Annotated in this window: 16 protein-coding genes; 5 read left to right on the forward strand and 11 right to left on the reverse strand. The window is 27.9% G+C overall.

The features are described from left to right. Positions 1-3: 3 nt before the first annotated feature. Complete coding sequence (locus tag ACTT90_RS03325; protein ID WP_440937429.1) at positions 4-1,539, reverse strand: tetratricopeptide repeat-containing sulfotransferase family protein; 1,536 nt, start codon at positions 1,537-1,539, stop codon at positions 4-6. After that, positions 1,523-2,071, reverse strand: a complete 549-nt coding sequence (locus ACTT90_RS03330) for a thiamine phosphate synthase (RefSeq protein WP_440937430.1) — start codon at positions 2,069-2,071, stop codon at positions 1,523-1,525. Before ACTT90_RS03330 ends, ACTT90_RS03325 begins: the two co-directional genes overlap by 17 nt. Here ACTT90_RS03330 and ACTT90_RS03335 point away from each other — a divergent pair. After that, positions 2,066-2,710 carry a YggS family pyridoxal phosphate-dependent enzyme gene (locus tag ACTT90_RS03335; protein ID WP_440937431.1) on the forward strand — a complete coding sequence of 215 codons (645 nt, stop codon included), beginning with the start codon at positions 2,066-2,068 and terminating at the stop codon, positions 2,708-2,710. The two genes, ACTT90_RS03330 and ACTT90_RS03335, sit on opposite strands and share 6 nt — an antisense overlap. A gap of 3 nt (positions 2,711-2,713) precedes the next feature. Here ACTT90_RS03335 and ACTT90_RS03340 read toward each other — a convergent pair whose 3' ends face one another. Then, entirely contained in the window at positions 2,714-3,205 is a 492-nt protein-coding gene (locus ACTT90_RS03340; protein ID WP_440937432.1) for a L,D-transpeptidase family protein, read from the reverse strand. 3 nt (positions 3,206-3,208) lie between these two features. Here ACTT90_RS03340 and ACTT90_RS03345 point away from each other — a divergent pair, with 3 nt between their 5' ends. After that, on the forward strand, positions 3,209-3,754 hold the full coding sequence (locus tag ACTT90_RS03345) for a response regulator transcription factor (protein ID WP_440937433.1): 546 nt from the start codon (positions 3,209-3,211) through the stop codon (positions 3,752-3,754). A gap of 96 nt (positions 3,755-3,850) precedes the next feature. Here ACTT90_RS03345 and ACTT90_RS03350 read toward each other — a convergent pair whose 3' ends face one another. The 6 genes from ACTT90_RS03350 to ACTT90_RS03375 all read right to left on the reverse strand — a co-directional run bounded on the left by ACTT90_RS03350 (position 3,851) and on the right by ACTT90_RS03375 (position 10,027). Then, complete coding sequence (locus ACTT90_RS03350; RefSeq protein ID WP_440937434.1) at positions 3,851-4,777, reverse strand: adenosine kinase; 927 nt, start codon at positions 4,775-4,777, stop codon at positions 3,851-3,853. Continuing rightward, the gene (nth, locus tag ACTT90_RS03355; protein WP_440937435.1) at positions 4,777-5,430 is read right to left on the reverse strand and encodes an endonuclease III; all 654 of its coding nucleotides are present in this window, start codon (positions 5,428-5,430) and stop codon (positions 4,777-4,779) included. The genes ACTT90_RS03350 and nth overlap by 1 nt, the downstream gene beginning before the upstream one ends. After that, complete coding sequence (gene dapB / locus ACTT90_RS03360) at positions 5,430-6,206, reverse strand: 4-hydroxy-tetrahydrodipicolinate reductase (RefSeq protein ID WP_440937436.1); 777 nt, start codon at positions 6,204-6,206, stop codon at positions 5,430-5,432. Before dapB ends, nth begins: the two co-directional genes overlap by 1 nt. A 42-nt stretch (positions 6,207-6,248) precedes the next feature. After that, positions 6,249-7,385 carry a molecular chaperone DnaJ gene (gene dnaJ / locus ACTT90_RS03365; RefSeq protein ID WP_440937437.1) on the reverse strand — a complete coding sequence of 379 codons (1,137 nt, stop codon included), beginning with the start codon at positions 7,383-7,385 and terminating at the stop codon, positions 6,249-6,251. A gap of 28 nt (positions 7,386-7,413) precedes the next feature. Further along, positions 7,414-9,339, reverse strand: a complete 1,926-nt coding sequence (dnaK, locus tag ACTT90_RS03370) for a molecular chaperone DnaK (protein WP_440937438.1) — start codon at positions 9,337-9,339, stop codon at positions 7,414-7,416. A 61-nt stretch (positions 9,340-9,400) separates the two neighbouring features. Then, entirely contained in the window at positions 9,401-10,027 is a 627-nt protein-coding gene (locus tag ACTT90_RS03375; RefSeq protein WP_440937439.1) for a nucleotide exchange factor GrpE, read from the reverse strand. A 36-nt stretch (positions 10,028-10,063) separates the two neighbouring features. Between ACTT90_RS03375 and rdgB the strand changes: the two genes are divergently transcribed. Next, on the forward strand, positions 10,064-10,666 hold the full coding sequence (rdgB, locus tag ACTT90_RS03380; RefSeq protein WP_440937440.1) for an RdgB/HAM1 family non-canonical purine NTP pyrophosphatase: 603 nt from the start codon (positions 10,064-10,066) through the stop codon (positions 10,664-10,666). On the opposite strand, the gene ACTT90_RS03385 is transcribed toward rdgB, so the two are convergent. After that, positions 10,650-11,810: an ABC transporter substrate-binding protein gene (locus ACTT90_RS03385; RefSeq protein WP_440937441.1), complete on the reverse strand. Its 1,161-nt coding sequence runs from the start codon at positions 11,808-11,810 to the stop codon at positions 10,650-10,652. The two genes, rdgB and ACTT90_RS03385, sit on opposite strands and share 17 nt — an antisense overlap. Positions 11,811-11,841: 31 nt before the next feature. Between ACTT90_RS03385 and rsmI the strand changes: the two genes are divergently transcribed. After that, positions 11,842-12,705 (forward strand): 16S rRNA (cytidine(1402)-2'-O)-methyltransferase, encoded by an 864-nt coding sequence (gene rsmI / locus ACTT90_RS03390; protein ID WP_440937442.1) that lies wholly within the window; start codon positions 11,842-11,844, stop codon positions 12,703-12,705. Next, positions 12,695-13,285, forward strand: coding sequence for a BON domain-containing protein (locus tag ACTT90_RS03395; RefSeq protein ID WP_440937443.1), 591 nt, complete (start codon positions 12,695-12,697; stop codon positions 13,283-13,285). The genes rsmI and ACTT90_RS03395 overlap by 11 nt, the downstream gene beginning before the upstream one ends. Here ACTT90_RS03395 and ACTT90_RS03400 read toward each other — a convergent pair. Further along, positions 13,282-15,573 carry an NADP-dependent malic enzyme gene (locus tag ACTT90_RS03400; RefSeq protein WP_440937444.1) on the reverse strand — a complete coding sequence of 764 codons (2,292 nt, stop codon included), beginning with the start codon at positions 15,571-15,573 and terminating at the stop codon, positions 13,282-13,284. The two genes, ACTT90_RS03395 and ACTT90_RS03400, sit on opposite strands and share 4 nt — an antisense overlap. Positions 15,574-15,605 lie beyond the last annotated feature (32 nt).

The raw sequence follows: 15,605 nt of genomic DNA on the forward strand, positions 1-15,605 counted from the left end.
TTTTTATCCAAAATATTTTTTGAAAAGAGAAAATTTGTCTAAGGAGGATTTATAGATAGGTTTATCTGCTTGATTATTGCTAGCAGTTTTTATAGGTGATTTATTTAGCTGATGATAATTCAAACAATCCTTATTCCATTCTAAATCACAAAAATTAAAAATTTTTTTTGTTATATCTTCAGTGTTTTTTATTAAATATTCATATTCGATTAACATCATCTCTTCAGATTGTTCATTCCAAAATTCAATATAATTATCAAACAGTTTAAAAAATCTGAAAATCTCTTCTTTATCAAACGTCCAAGTTAAAGCTGGTAAATAATTTTTAAATATTGAAAAAAAATTATTATTTTGTTCTCTTTTTAAAACTAATATTTTTGAGTTGGGAAAGAAAATTCTAATAAGACCAATATATTTAAAATTTAATAAACTTTTGTCAGTAATAATTTTTTGATCAATTTTATATCTTTGAATAAGGTTGATGTAATTATCATATATTTGATTAAATGGTTCATCAGCATATTCAATTATTTTCTTTGCAAAATTTTGATCTTTGAAATTAACCATTTTTTCAATAGATTTATTTAATGAATTAGTTTCACCCAAACTTTTAATCTGATCATTTGTTGAAATTATTTGCTCTAATAAAGTCGTGCCTGATCTTGGCATACCACAAATAAAGATGATTTTTTTATCGTTTACTTTTTTTGATTTTAAATTATTTTTTTCTTTTTTAAAAAAGTTTTTTACTAATTCAAATTCTTTAATTTCATTATCAATACTTGTTGAATTAAATTTTTTGAATAAGTTATTCGCTCTATTATAAAATTCATAAGCTTTTGCATATTCTTCTTTGTCCTCATATGATTTTCCTATTGAAAAAAATAAAGGGATAAATGTTTGCTGATTTGATTTTATTTGATTAGCTCTTTCTAACATTGACTTAAAATGAACAGAAGTTTCTGCATGATTATAATTTGTTAATGAGCTTATGATTTGATCTGCCTGTGTCAAATTTGGATTAATTTTTAAAGCCTGTTCTGCATGTTCTATAGCTTTTTGTTTTTTTCGAATTTGTTGATAACACAAACTCAAATTATAATGAACAACAGCTATATTTTCATCTAGTTCTAAAATTTTTAGGTACAAATTAATCGCAATTTCAAATTCACCATTGTCTTTCTTTATGTTAGCTAAGTTGTTTATTGCAGCTATGTATTTTGGATTTCTTTCTAATATTTGTTCTAAATATGAAATTGCATCTGAAATATTATCCCTTGATTTTAAAACCATAGCGTAATTCATTTTAACAACTTGATTATTGGGATTATTTTTTAAGACTGTTTTAAATATTTTTTCAGCTTCATCTAACTTGTTAGTTCGATGATAGCTCATTCCTATTAAATTCATTAAATATTCATGGTTTGGAATTTTCTTTAATAATTTTAGAGAAAGAGAAATTACAACATCGTAATTGTTGGTATTAAAATGCTGTAGAATAATATTAACTTTTTCTTGAAACTCATTTTTTGAAATCATATTTATCTCTTATATAGTTAATTGCTGCAAAACCAGCAATATTTAGCAACTGTAATTTTTTGAAATTTTTTTGACTTATACCCCCAAGTGCTAAAATTTTTTTATTTGTTACTAATGATAAATTTCTAAATTTATTTAATCCAAGAGCTGATTTAGATTTTGTTTCAAATAATGGAGAAATAAATATCATTTGAACATCTTGATCTTCTTTAACTTTGATCTGTTCAACATTATGTGCAGATCCAATGATTAAAAAATTATGTCTCACTTTAACAAATTTAAATTTTATCTTGTTAAATGATGGAATGTAAACACCATCAAACTTAAGTTGTTTTGCTAATTTAAAGTTATTAGATAAAACTATTTTTCTTCCTCTAGATTTACAGTAATCTCTTAATTCTTTTAAGTAACCAACATTTGTTTTTTGCTCATAATTTCTATAAATAAGAATTATTTTATTATCAATTTTATCAATGTAATTTTTATCAAAGGTATCTATATAATGAAAAATTTTATATAAAGAATTATGCATGATATAATCAACAATTTCGAAGCTGTTAAAAGTGAAATATATCAAAAAAATAAAGATATTAAAATAATTGCGGTAAGCAAAACCTTTAAATTTAATAAAATAAAATCATTAGTTGAGTATGGACATGAACATTTTGGTGAAAATAAAGTTCAAGAAGCAGTAGAAAAATGGACAGATAAGAAAAATCAATACCCTAATTTAAAGTTACACATGATCGGAAAATTGCAGACAAATAAAGTTAAACACGTTGTACCAATATTTGATTATATCCATTCTCTTGATAATTTAAAATTAGCTGAAAAAATATCTGCTGAGCAACAAAAATTAAAAAAATCTTTAAAATTATTTATTCAAGTAAATATAGGAAATGAACCTCAAAAGAGTGGAGTAGAAACTTTAAAACTAAAAAGTTTTTATGATGAATGTGTAAATAATCTTGCTTTAAATATTGTTGGATTAATGTGTATCCCACCAAATGTAGATAATGTGAACTTATATTTTGCTGAAATGGAAAAACTAAATAATCAATTAGGTTTAAAAGAATTAAGTATGGGCATGTCATCTGATTATATCAAAGCGATAGATTTTGGATCTACTTATGTAAGAATAGGATCAAAAATTTTTGGAGAAAGAACTTAAAGTCTAAATTATTTTTATTTTTGTTTTTTTGTTAATAAGTTTTAACAAAATTAACATGTCATTACTTTTGAGAGCAATACATCCTTGAGTTTTTTTATAATTTTTTGTTAAATGAATAAAAATAGCACTGCCTTTATTTTTAATAACTTTTTTTGTATTATAGTTTATTGGAATTAAAAGATCATAATTTATATCTTTTCTTAATAATTTTTCATGTCTGACTTTCTGATTTACAGTAATAAGTTTATTATAGTATTTGTGATTAATGTCATCACACCAACCCATTTTTTTTGTAATTTTTATTTTTTTTAATTTTGTTTTAGGCTCAGGATATTTATCTTTCCTATAAAATAGAGATCCTATTGAGTAAATTCCCTTAGGTGTTTTAAGGTCTCCTTCCTTTTTATTTGATGTCAGGCCTTTTTTTCCAATGGAACATTTGAATTTAAAATCATCAAATAAAAGAGTATTCTTATTTCTTAATATTATTTGCATTTTATGAACATAAAAAAATTAATAGTATATAAATCACCTATATTAATAGAAATTTTAGAAGAAATTAAGGAATATTTAAATTTTGAAATAATTTCATTTGATAAAGTCAAAAATGATTTAGAAAAATTAGACGATTACATAATAGTGTCATTGCAAAATAGAGATATTAAGAACTGTAATTTAATAAATGTTCCATCAAAAATAGAAAAAATTTTAGAACAAATAAATATACTTTTTCTTGGCAATAATTTTAACAATCAATCATGTATTTTGATTGGTAAATATAATTTAGATCTTAACTCAAGAAAGATTTCCTTTAAAGAAACAGTTTTAGATTTAACGGAAAAAGAAACAAAACTATTAATGTATATTAAGAATAATAATAATGTTAGCTTACAAGACTTGCAAAAAGAGGTGTGGCAACATTCTTTTGAATTAGAGACCCATACAGTTGAGACGCATATTTATAGATTGAGAAAAAAGTTTTTAGAAAAGTTTAATGATAATAATTTAATAAAATATGACAAAAATGGATACCATTTAAATTGAAAAAAAACTTAGCTGCTAAAAACTTGTTTAATAGAAGATATAAGCCAAAGATAGTTAGACCAAAAAAAGGTAAAGGAAGTTTTAAGAGAAAAAAAATTAGATTCTAGCACCTATTTTTTGAATAATTTTAGATGATAACTCAGTTCCTTTAACTAAGCTTTCTCTGGACGACATTTTATTAATATATCCATGTAAATATCCTGCTGCAAATAAATCTCCTGCTCCTGTTAAATCTTTAATTATTAAATTTTTAGCAGCTTCACATTCTTCAACCTCATTATAGTTAATTGAAACTGCACCCTTTTCACCTCTTGTAATGATTATATTCTTTTTAATTTGTTTTGAAAAATCTACCACTTCATTAAAAGTATTAGCGTTTATTAAAGACATAATTTCTTGTTCGTTAGCAAAAATAATATCTAATTTATTTTTTACTAAATCTAAAAAATGAACTTTATGTCTTTCAACACAAAATAAATCAGATAATGACATTGCAACTTTATTTGAAAAATTAATTGCCTTATCAAATGCTTTTTTTGGTTCACCTTCATCCCATAAATAACCTTCGAGAAAAGTAATATCTGCTTTTTTTATCTTTTCTTCATCAACATCTTTATCGTTGATTTTTCCAGCAGTACCTAAAAATGTACACATCGTTCTTTCAGAATCGGGAGTAATTAAAATTAAACAAGATCCTGTAGGAATTGGTTCAGACTTTTTTGAATATATATACTCAACCTTTTCTTTTTTTAGACCTTCTTCGTATTTTTTTCCTAAATCATCATCGCTTATTTTACCTAAAAAACCGACTTTGTTTCCTAATTGTGATAAGCCAACTATGGAATTTGCGACTGACCCACCTGAAATAGTTTCCTCTATCTTTAAAGAAGACAAAAGTTTTTTGAATTCTTTTTCATCAACTAATTTCATAGTGCTTTTAGTTAACGAATTTTGTTTCAAAAAATCATCAGTTACTTTGCACAGAACATCAACAATAGCATTTCCAATTCCAAGTATTTTCATTATGGTTTTTTTGCAATAAAAGGTTTTTTTCTATTAGGATAACAAGAAGTGCAAATTTTACAACTTATTCCATAGCAATCTCTAGCTTTACAATATTCTCGCCCATAATAAATTATTTGGAGATGAAGTTTATTCCAATTTTTTTTTGGAAATAATCTTTTTAAATCTTCTTCTGTTTGGATCACATTTTTACCATTTGTTAATCCCCATCTTTGAGCAAGTCTATGAATATGTGTATCCACAGGAAATGCAGGATGTCCAAAACCTTGAGACATTACAACACTAGCTGTTTTGTGACCAACACCAGGTAATTTTTCGAGTTCTTCAAATGTTTTAGGAACTCGACCTTTATAATTATTAACTAATATTTTCGATAAATTATAAATACTCTTTGCTTTAATTCTAAAAATACCAATTTTTTTTATTAATGTTTCAATTTTTTTTCTACCAAGTTTAACATAATGTTCAGGTCTATAATACCTAGGGTATATATTTTTGGTAACATTATTGACATTAACATCCGTGCATTGAGCAGATAAAAGCACCGAAACAAGTAATGTAAAAACATTTCTACTTTTTAATGGAACTTCAATTTTTGGATATGTTTTGTTAAGTATTTTTAATACTATTTTTGCTCTTTGAATTTCATTCATTATTTGAAATTCATCAAGTCTCTCATTGAATATAAGCCAGGTTTCTTTTTCATTAGCCAACTTGCAGCTGACAATGCTCCTTCAGAATATAATGCTCTATCAAAAGCTTCATGATTTAGTTTTATTATTTCTTTTCCACTTGAAAATAATACCTCATGTTCTCCAATTATTTCTCCTTTTCTTATTGAATTGAAATTAATTTTATTTCCATATGGAAAGTTCTTTTTATTTAAAAATTTTTTTCCGATTAAATTGTAAAAGTTTTTATTTTTACCAACAGCTATACCATTACCCAACATTAATGCGGTTCCAGAAGGGTAATCTTTTTTATGTTTGTGATGTACCTCATAAATTTTACTAAGATATTTTTTTCCAAGAGATTTTGCGGCAATTTCAGTTAAATACATTAATAAATTTATGCCAAGACTCATATTTCCAGCTTTTAGAATTGGGATTTTTTTTGAATAAGATTTAATTAATTTTTCCTCTTTTTTAGTAAAACCTGTTGTCCCTATAACAATTCTCTTTTTTAATTTTGTAGCTATTTTTAATACTTCAAAAGTACATTTAGGAATTGTAAAATCAATTATTACATCTGTTTTTTTAAAAGCATCTTTTGTGTTAAGTTGAGGTTTAATACCACCAAACTTTTTATTAATAATTTTGTGTTCAGTTAAACTAAAAATTTTAAAACCTTTTTCTTTTCTGGCAGTTTTAATTAATTGTTGACCCATACGACCCATACAACCAGTTATGGTAAGGTTTATATTTTTCATGCTAATTTAATTTTATATATATCTTTTAAATTATTACAAAGATTAGTTTTTCCAGAAACTTTTTGCTTTTTGGAAAAATTGTTTAATACTAGGATTAGATTTTTCGTTTTCAATTTTTCTGAATTGTTCTAATAACTCCTTTTGTTTCTTGTTTAAAGAAACGGGAATCTCAGTTTCAATTTGCACATATAAATCTCCATTACCACTCCCACGCATATATGGCATACCTTTGCCTCTTAGTCTAAATTGTTTGCCTGATTGTGTTCCTTCAGGAATTTTAATTTTTGCTTTTCCACCATCTATGGTTGGAATTTCAATTGTAGTTCCTAAAGCTGCATCAGCTATTGAAATAGGACATTCAAAAAATAAGTTTTCATCAGATCTTTTAAATAATTCATGAGATTTAACATTAATGAACAAATACAAATCACCATTAGCACCGCCTCTTGTGCCTGCTTCACCTTTACCTGACAGTCTAATTCTAGTTCCATCATCAACACCTTGAGGAATAGTAACTGCCAACTTTTTAGATGTTTGTTTATTTCCTTGGCCATTACAATCATTACATGGATTTGTAATTTCCTCACCACTACCCGCACATTGTGGGCATGTTTGTTGAACTGTAAAAAAGCCTTGGTTAGTTCTTACTCTACCATTTCCACCACAATAAGTACATCTATCAGGAGAATGGCCTGGTTTTGAGCCGTTGCCCTTGCAAGTGCCACATTTTTCAGATGTTGAGAATTGGATATTTTGCTTCTTACCTGTGTATGCCTCTTCAAGTGTTATTGATAAATCGTATCTTAAATCTGATCCTCTATTACTTGAACTTCTTCTGTTGCTTCTTCTGTTGTCGCCCCCAAAACCACCAAAAAAATCCTCAAAGATATCGGAGAAGTCTGAACCATTAAATCCACCAAAGCCTCCAAAACCACCTTGACCACCACCACCATTTTCAAATGCAGCATGGCCGAAATTATCATAATTTTCTTTTTTAGTCTTATCTGAAAGAATTCCATAAGCTTCACTAGCTTCTTTGAATTTATCTTCAGCAGTTTTATCACCAGGATTTTTGTCTGGATGGTATTTTACTGCTAATTTTCGGTAAGCTGATTTTATGTCTTCAGGACTTGCGCTTTTATTTACGCCTAGGACATCATAATAGTCTCTTTTAGCCATCAATTTAACCTAGACAATTAGTTGTCTGTTAAGCGCTTTTTTCTTTATTTTCGTCTTTTACTTCTTCGAAGTCAGCATCAACAACATTATCGTCTTTTTTATCCTTGTTGTCTTTTCCATCATCTTTTCCAGAATCTGGTTTTATATTTTGTTGTGATTTATAGATTGCTTCACCAAGTTTCATAGATGCTTGAACTAAAGCTTCTGTTTTTTTCTTGATATCTTCAATATTATCACCTTTAAGAGCCTCTTTTACAGCTGCTGATGAATCTTCAATTGCTTTTTTCTCTGCATCAGAAATTTTAGATCCATGTTCTTTAAGATTTTTTTCAGTTGAGTGAATAAGAGTATCTGCCTGGTTTCTTACATCAACAGACTCCCTTTTCTTTTTGTCAGCTTCCTTATTGGCCTCTGCATCTTTAACCATTTTTTCAATTTCTTCATCACTTAAACCACCTGATGCTTGAATTTGAATCTTTTGTTCTTTACCAGTTCCTTTGTCTTTAGCAGAAACATTAACTATCCCGTTTGCATCAATATCAAAAGTAACTTCAATTTGAGGAACTCCTCTTGGAGCTGGAGCTATTCCAACTAGTTCAAAGTTACCTAACAATTTATTGTCAGTTGCCATTTCCCTTTCACCTTGAAGAACTCTTATAGAAACTGCTGGTTGATTATCTTCTGCAGTTGAAAAAACTTGGCTCTTTTTTGTCGGAATTGTTGTATTTTTATCAATTAATTTTGTTGATATTCCACCAAGTGTTTCAATACCAAGAGATAAAGGAGTAACATCGAGCAATAACACATCTTTTACATCTCCTTGTAATACACCAGCTTGAATAGCTGCACCCATAGCAACAACTTCATCTGGATTAACGCTTTTATTTGGATCTTTTCCAAAAAAGTTTTTTACTTCATTAATTACTTTTGGCATTCTTGTCATTCCACCTACCATAACAACTTCATCAATCTCATTCGCAGAAATCCCAGCATCCTTAAGTGCTGTTTGACAAGGTGGTATAGTTCTAGCAATTAAATCTTCTACCAAAGCTTCTAACTTGGCTCTAGTCATTTTTAAATTTATATGCTTGGGTCCAGTTTTATCAGCAGTGATAAATGGAAGATTAATATCAGTTTGTTCAGCTGATGATAATTCGATTTTGGCTTTTTCCGCAGCTTCTTTTAATCTTTGAAGTGCTAGTTTGTCAGATTTTAAATCAATGCCATTATCTTTTTTAAATTCAGAAATCAAATATTCAACAACAGCATTATCAAAGTCTTCTCCACCTAAAAAAGTATCTCCATTTGTTGACTTAACTTCAAATACACCGTCACCTAATTCTAAAATAGAAACATCAAATGTACCTCCGCCCAGATCATAAACCGCAATTTTTTTGTTTTGCTTTTTATCTAAACCATACGCTAACGAAGCTGCAGTCGGTTCATTTATAATTCTTAAAACTTCAAGGCCAGCAATTTTACCAGCATCTTTTGTAGCTTGTCTTTGTGCATCATTAAAATAAGCTGGAACAGTAATTACCGCTTTTGTTACAGCTTGACCTAAATATTTTTCTGCAGTTTCTTTCATTTTTTGTAAAATGAAAGCGGAAATTTGTGATGGAGAATATTTTTCTCCTTTTGCTTCAATCCATGCATCTCCTTTTTCTGAATTTACAATTTTAAAAGGGGCTGCCTCTACATCTTTTTTTACAGTTGGATCATCAAAATTTCTACCAATCAATCTTTTAACTGCAAAAATTGTATTTTCGGGATTAGTTACAGCCTGTCTTTTTGCTGGTTGACCAATTAGTTTTTCATTTTCATCAGTAAAAGCAACAACAGATGGCGTTGTTCTCGCACCTTCAGCATTTTCTAAAACTTTTGCCTGACTACCTTCCATGATTGCAACACATGAATTAGTAGTCCCTAAATCTATTCCAATAATTTTACTCATAATTAATATCTCTCTTTCGTCATATAAGTGTTTATTTTTAATCTACAAGTTGTCACATACATTATTTCTTCTCCAAATTTTCTTTGTTTTCCTGAACTTTTTCATTTTTTTCTGAAGGTTTTTTTGCTACCCCAACAAGCGATGGTCTTAATAAACGATCTTTGATTGTAAAACCTTTTTGAATTTCTTGAATTATGGTTCCAGGCTCTTTAGATCCATCTTCTATTTCCATCATTGCTTGATGGTAATTTGGATCAAGTTTTTTATTTAAACTCTCGATTGGTTTGATGTTGTTTTTGCTAAATATAGAAATTAAATCTTTACTAATAATATTAAAGTGCTCTAAGGTTTTCTTTAACGCTTCCGTGTTTTTAAGAGAATCGTCACTTTCAAGTACTATTTTAGATCTCTCAAGATTATCAATTAAACTTAAAGCTTCTTTTGCAAAAGAAGATCCGCCATATTCAAAAGCGTCTTCTTTTTCTTTTTCAAATCTTCTTCTTTGATTTTCCATCTCAGCAAAAGTTCTAGCCAATTTATCTTCAAGTTCAGCAATTTTATCTTCTGGAGAAAGTTCTTTTGCTGCTTCAGTAGTCTCTGAAAGAGAACTTTCTTTTTGTTGTGTATCCTCTTCAGTGTTTGAAATTTCTTGATTTTGTTCTTGATTATTGGTTTGCTCTTTTTCCATGAAGACATATATGGTAAGAAATCGATAAATTTCCAGATGTCTCAAAAAAAAATTAAAAATCTTATTGTAGGAACAAATAATAGAGGAAAATTAAAGGAAATTAAGAGTTTATTGCCAAAATCTATAAATATTTATTCAACATCAGACTTTAAACTGAACAGTCCAAAAGAGGACGGAAAAACATTCAAAGAAAATTCATTGATTAAATCTAGATACTTTTCATTAAAAAGTAATCTTATTTGTTTGGCGGATGACTCTGGCTTAGAGGTCGATCTTCTAAATAAAAGACCTGGTATTTTTTCTGCTAGATGGGGGGGAAGAAAAGGCGATTTTAATAAAGCAATTAAAAGGGTTTATAAAGAATTAAATAAAGTAGATAAAAATTGGAAAAGTAAAAAAATAAAAGCAAGATTTATTTGTGCGCTTTCAATAAGCAATTTAAATAAAATAATTGCTTGCGTTCAAGGTAAAGTAGAAGGCCACATATCGTCTGTTCCAAAAGGAGAAAATGGATTTGGTTATGATCCTATTTTTATACCATTCGGAAAGAGCAAAACATTTGGAGAAATGAAACCATCTCAAAAATATAAAATGGATCATAGGTTCAATGCTTTTAAGAAAATTAAAAAATTTTTATGATTTTTTTATTTTCAATTTTATAAAAATTCAAACGATGATTTATTTCGTTATTTTTGATGTCAAAAATTCCTATTTTTCCTTTAAATGAATTTTTTCTCTTAAATATTTTATTGGTATCAGACAAATCAAAATTATTTTTAAAAGATAAATAATAAACCAATCCCACTAAATCATAACTTAGAAGTGATAAATGATTTGGTTCTTCTTCAAAATCTAATTGATATCTTAACTTATATTTTTCAAAATTATCTTTATTTATAGAAGGATAATAAATTGGCTGAATATCTTTTTCATTAATTAAGCTTTCATCAAACCATTGATTGAGAGTTATAAAATATTTATTTTTTGGAGAAATATCAGAATATAACAAAGAAGTAGTTACACTTTTTAAACTTTCTTCAAAGTCAGCAATTATTACAGAATTAAATTTAACGTCACCTAAAGTGTATTTCATTTTTAATTGTTCAATTTTTTTCTCTTTATTAAATTCATTAGAATTTTCTAATCTATAAAGTTCATCCTCAAGATTTTGTTTTCTGATTTTATAATTGGTTATATTTTCAATTTGACTTGTAAGTTTGGTTGGTTCTTTTTCATAGAAATGAGTTTTTGAAATTTTAATTTTAGATTTTTTTATGCTTTTTTTTAATTCTTCCTCATAACTCAATTTGGGTATTAGAAATATAGTATTATTAATTTCATTATCTTCTAAAAATTTTTTTATTGTATTTAATTGGGATGTTGAATTAACACCAGAGCTAATAACGTTTTTTGGTAAATCTATTGTTTGATTTGTAAATGATAAAAAAATCATATCCTTTATTTCATCAAGATATTTTAAGCTCTCGTAAAAAACAGGACCAATTGTTAAATTAATTCCTTCAAGCTTTAGCTCATTAGCGGACTTTAAAGTAGTTGCTGGATCAGATTTAGTATCTTTAATTATAATCTCTAATTTATCTGTATTAATGTCGTTCATAGCCATTCTGATAGCTTTGATTATTGATTGTCCTAGTTCATAGTTTTCCCCTGAGATTGGTATAAGTAAACCTATTTTAAGTTTAGTATCTTCGTTGGCGTAAGAGTTAGTTAAATAAAAAATTACAATTATTGTTGAAATAATTAACTTTGAAATTTTATTCATTTGAATAGTATTATAACAATTTATTTTCCAAATGAGCTTAAATTTTAAATCTGACAATAATAAGTTTAAAAAAGGTCTTTATTTAATATCAACTCCTATTGGTAATTTAAAGGATATAACTCTTAGAGCAATTGAGATTTTAAAAAATTCAGATTACATTTTGTGTGAAGATACCAGAGTTTCCAAAAACTTATTGAAAAAGTACAATATAAATTCAAATTTAATTTCTTATCATAAATTTAATGAAGCAAAAAGTTTAGATAAAGTTATCAAACTATTAAAATCAGGTAGTATAATTTCATTGATATCTGATGCTGGAACACCGATCGTTTCTGATCCCGGAAAACTTTTAGTAAAAGAGTGTGTAAAAAATGATATTAAGATTGTTCCAATCCCAGGTCCTTCAGCAGTTACAAGTGCAATTTCTGTAAGTGGATTTTCTGAAAAATTCTATTTTTATGGTTTTTTGCCTGAAAAGAAAAAGATATTAAATGATGATTTATTAAAGCTTTCAAGTTTAAACTGTTCAATAGTATTTTTTATTTCAGCAAGAAAATTAGAAAAAACTTTAACAGAATTTAAAAAATATTTTTTAGAAAGAAATATCTTAATTTGTAGAGAAATGACAAAAATTTATGAAGAATTTGTCAGGGGCACTGTTAGAGAAGTTGATATATCTAATTTGACTCTAAAAGGGGAGGTTACAGTGGTAGTCTCAGAAAAGATTGATGAAAAAAAATCTTCGCAAACTTTAAGTGAATCAGATAAGAATAAAATAAACAAAATGATTAAGAAATTAAGTATTAAAGAAATTATTTCATTAATTTGTTTGGATAAAAAAATTAAAAAAAAAGAAGTTTATAATTACTGTTTAAAAATAAAAAATGAAAAATAAATTTTTATTACTTTTATTATCTTTAATGTTAAATGGTTGTATAGCCGTAACATCCACAGGTTTATTTGGAACAGGTGTTACAGTTGCGCTAGATCCACGAACTGTTGGAACACAAATAGATGATTCAATAATGGAAAAAAATTTACAAACTAAAATTTTACTCAGAAATAAAGATCATTTGTTGAAAGTAAAAATAGAAGTGTTAGACGGAAGAATATTTTTAACTGGCAAAGTTGATGATCCAGAGGAAAAACTACAATTAACTAAATTAGCTTGGGAAATTAGTGGCGTAAGGTCAGTAAGAAATGATATTAAAATTAAAGAAAATTTTGATTTTAAACAATCAGCTAAAGATATTTTAATTACTTCTCAATTAAGGTCTGCAATAATTTTAAATAAAAACATTAAAGCAATTAACTATCAGATAGATACGTATAAGAAAAAAATATTTATTTATGGCATAGCATCAAGCGAAGATGAAAAAAATGAGGTTATTGATGAAGCAAAAAAAATTCTTGATGTAGAAGATGTAATTGCAAGTATCTTATTAGTTGAAGAATTAAGAGTGCAAAAAAATTAATTTTTTAGATTGTAATTAATTATATCTGAAGAATATGCAGCAATAGATGCTAGATTTAAAATTTCTGAGGTTGAACACCTCAATGGAGCAATTTCTATTGGCAATCCAAGACCAATCAGTAATGGTCCAATAACCTTACTATCACCAAACGCTTTTATCATTTTATATGATATAGATGCTGCGTGTTGACCAGGCATGATTAGTATATTTGCGTTACCAACAATTTTAGAAAAAGGATACAATTTTTTGTACTCTTCACTTAACGCAACATCAGGCTGCATATCTCCATCAAACTCAAAATCTACTTTTTTATTTTTTAGAATTTCAACAGCTTCCCTGATTTGTTCTGTTCTGCTTGTCACTGGTTGTCCAAAAGTTGAGTGTGAAACAAAAGCAACTTTAGGATCAAATCCAAATAATCTAACTACTCTTGCTGCTGAGATTGCGATTTCAGATAGTTGTTGGGATGTTGGCCATTCATGAACGCTTGTGTCTGCAACGAAAATTGTTTTCCCTTTATGAACGACAAGATTTAATCCAAACATTATTTCCCCATCTCTTGCACCTATTACTTGTTGTATTTTTTCCAACGAAGCACCAAAACGTCTTGTATTTCCAGTTACCGCACCATCAGCATCACCACAAGCGACCATACAAGAAGCCCAAATTACACGATCATTTCTTATAAGTCTGTCACAATCCCACTCCAAAAGACCTTGTTCCCTTTGAAGTTTTTTAAATAAGTATTTTGTATATTTTTCTCTTTTTGAATTGTCTGTTGAATTAGTTATTTCAAAATCAAAATGATCATCGTAACCAATCTTTTGGATTTGTTTTTTAATCTTTGCTTCTTTTCCTACCAATATAGGAATACCTAATTTAGAATTTTTAAAGGCAATTGCAGCTTTTAAAGTATTTTCATCTTCCCCATCAGCAAATACTATTCTCTTCTGTTTGTTTTTAATTAAGTTGTTTATCCCGTTCATTATTGTAACAGTAGGATCCAATCTTTGTTTTAATTTTTCTTTGTACGTATCAAAATTTTTTATTTCTTTTCTCGCAACACCTGTATCCATTGCAGCTTTCGCAACAGCAGCAGGTATAACGCTTATCAATCTTGGGTCAAAAGTTGAGGGAATGATATATTCTTTACCATAATGAGGCCTGTTACCCCCCATTGCAGCAACTACTTCGTCTGGCACATCTTCTCTTGCTAGGTCAGCAATAGCATGAGCTGCAGCAACTTTCATTTCTTCATTGATTGTTTTAGATCTTACGTCTAAAGCACCCCTAAATATGTATGGAAAACCGATTAAATTATTTACTTGATTTGGATAATCAGATCTTCCAGTTGCTATAATTGCGTCATCTCTTACTTCTTCAATTTCCTCAGGAGTAATTTCTGGATCTGGATTTGCACAAGCAAATATAATTGGATTTTTTGCCATCTTTTTTACGAATGCTTTTGGTAAAGCTCCTTTAGCTGATAATCCTAAAAAAACATCTGCACCATCAATAGCATCTTCCAAAGTTCTTTTTTTTGTTTCTATTGCATGTCTAGATTTCCATTGATCTATTTTTTCTGGTCTACCTTTATAAATTACACCTTTTCTATCAAGCATAATTACATTCTCTTGAGATACTCCAGTTCTTTTAAATAATTCAGTGCAAGCTATTGCAGACGCACCAGCTCCATTGACTACTATTTTGATATCTTTGATTGATTTACCACTTATATCTAAAGCATTTATTAAGGCAGCAGTTGTAATGATTGCAGTTCCATGTTGATCATCATGGAAGACAGGAATATCTAAAATTTCTTTTAATTTTTGTTCAATTATAAAACAATCTGGTGCTGCTATGTCTTCTAAGTTTATACCTCCAAAACTAGGTGCAAAATTTTTTATACTTTGAATTATTTCATTAGCGTCTGAACAATCAATCTCTAAGTCTATCGAATCTATATCTGCAAATCTTTTAAACAATACTGCTTTTCCTTCCATTACTGGTTTAGAGGCAAGAGCTCCTAAATTACCCAACCCTAAAATTGCAGATCCATTACTAATTACAGCCACTAAATTACCTTTACTTGTATAATCATAAGCAGTCTCAGGATTTTCACTTATTTTTTTTACAGGAACTGCTACCCCAGGAGAATATGCAAGAGCAAGATCTCTTTTTGTTGTCATATTTTTTGATGAAACAATCTCAATCTTGCCAGGTTTTTTTTTAGTATGAAACTCTAATGCTTCTTTATCAGTGTAATGATCAGTTTTTGTTTTTTTCATTTATGGTATTTATATGTACAAATAGGACTAAA

The organism is Candidatus Pelagibacter sp. (genome assembly GCF_052049935.1).
In the GTDB taxonomy this organism is placed as follows: domain Bacteria; phylum Pseudomonadota; class Alphaproteobacteria; order Pelagibacterales; family Pelagibacteraceae; genus Pelagibacter.

Excerpts from the sequence above, each read along its gene's own strand:
- ACTT90_RS03325 (WP_440937429.1), bottom strand. The coding sequence starts at position 1,539 with ATGATTTCAAAAAATGAGTTTCAAGAAAAAGTTAATATTATTCTACAG.
- ACTT90_RS03335 (WP_440937431.1), top strand. The coding sequence starts at position 2,066 with ATGCATGATATAATCAACAATTTCGAAGCTGTTAAAAGTGAAATATAT.
- ACTT90_RS03330 (WP_440937430.1), bottom strand. The coding sequence starts at position 2,071 with ATGCATAATTCTTTATATAAAATTTTTCATTATATAGATACCTTTGAT.
- ACTT90_RS03340 (WP_440937432.1), bottom strand. The coding sequence starts at position 3,205 with ATGCAAATAATATTAAGAAATAAGAATACTCTTTTATTTGATGATTTT.
- ACTT90_RS03345 (WP_440937433.1), top strand. The coding sequence starts at position 3,209 with ATGAACATAAAAAAATTAATAGTATATAAATCACCTATATTAATAGAA.
- ACTT90_RS03350 (WP_440937434.1), bottom strand. The coding sequence starts at position 4,777 with ATGAAAATACTTGGAATTGGAAATGCTATTGTTGATGTTCTGTGCAAA.
- nth (WP_440937435.1), bottom strand. The coding sequence starts at position 5,430 with ATGAATGAAATTCAAAGAGCAAAAATAGTATTAAAAATACTTAACAAA.
- dapB (WP_440937436.1), bottom strand. The coding sequence starts at position 6,206 with ATGAAAAATATAAACCTTACCATAACTGGTTGTATGGGTCGTATGGGT.
- dnaJ (WP_440937437.1), bottom strand. The coding sequence starts at position 7,385 with ATGGCTAAAAGAGACTATTATGATGTCCTAGGCGTAAATAAAAGCGCA.
- dnaK (WP_440937438.1), bottom strand. The coding sequence starts at position 9,339 with ATGAGTAAAATTATTGGAATAGATTTAGGGACTACTAATTCATGTGTT.
- ACTT90_RS03375 (WP_440937439.1), bottom strand. The coding sequence starts at position 10,027 with ATGGAAAAAGAGCAAACCAATAATCAAGAACAAAATCAAGAAATTTCA.
- rdgB (WP_440937440.1), top strand. The coding sequence starts at position 10,064 with ATGTCTCAAAAAAAAATTAAAAATCTTATTGTAGGAACAAATAATAGA.
- ACTT90_RS03385 (WP_440937441.1), bottom strand. The coding sequence starts at position 11,810 with ATGAATAAAATTTCAAAGTTAATTATTTCAACAATAATTGTAATTTTT.
- rsmI (WP_440937442.1), top strand. The coding sequence starts at position 11,842 with ATGAGCTTAAATTTTAAATCTGACAATAATAAGTTTAAAAAAGGTCTT.
- ACTT90_RS03395 (WP_440937443.1), top strand. The coding sequence starts at position 12,695 with ATGAAAAATAAATTTTTATTACTTTTATTATCTTTAATGTTAAATGGT.
- ACTT90_RS03400 (WP_440937444.1), bottom strand. The coding sequence starts at position 15,573 with ATGAAAAAAACAAAAACTGATCATTACACTGATAAAGAAGCATTAGAG.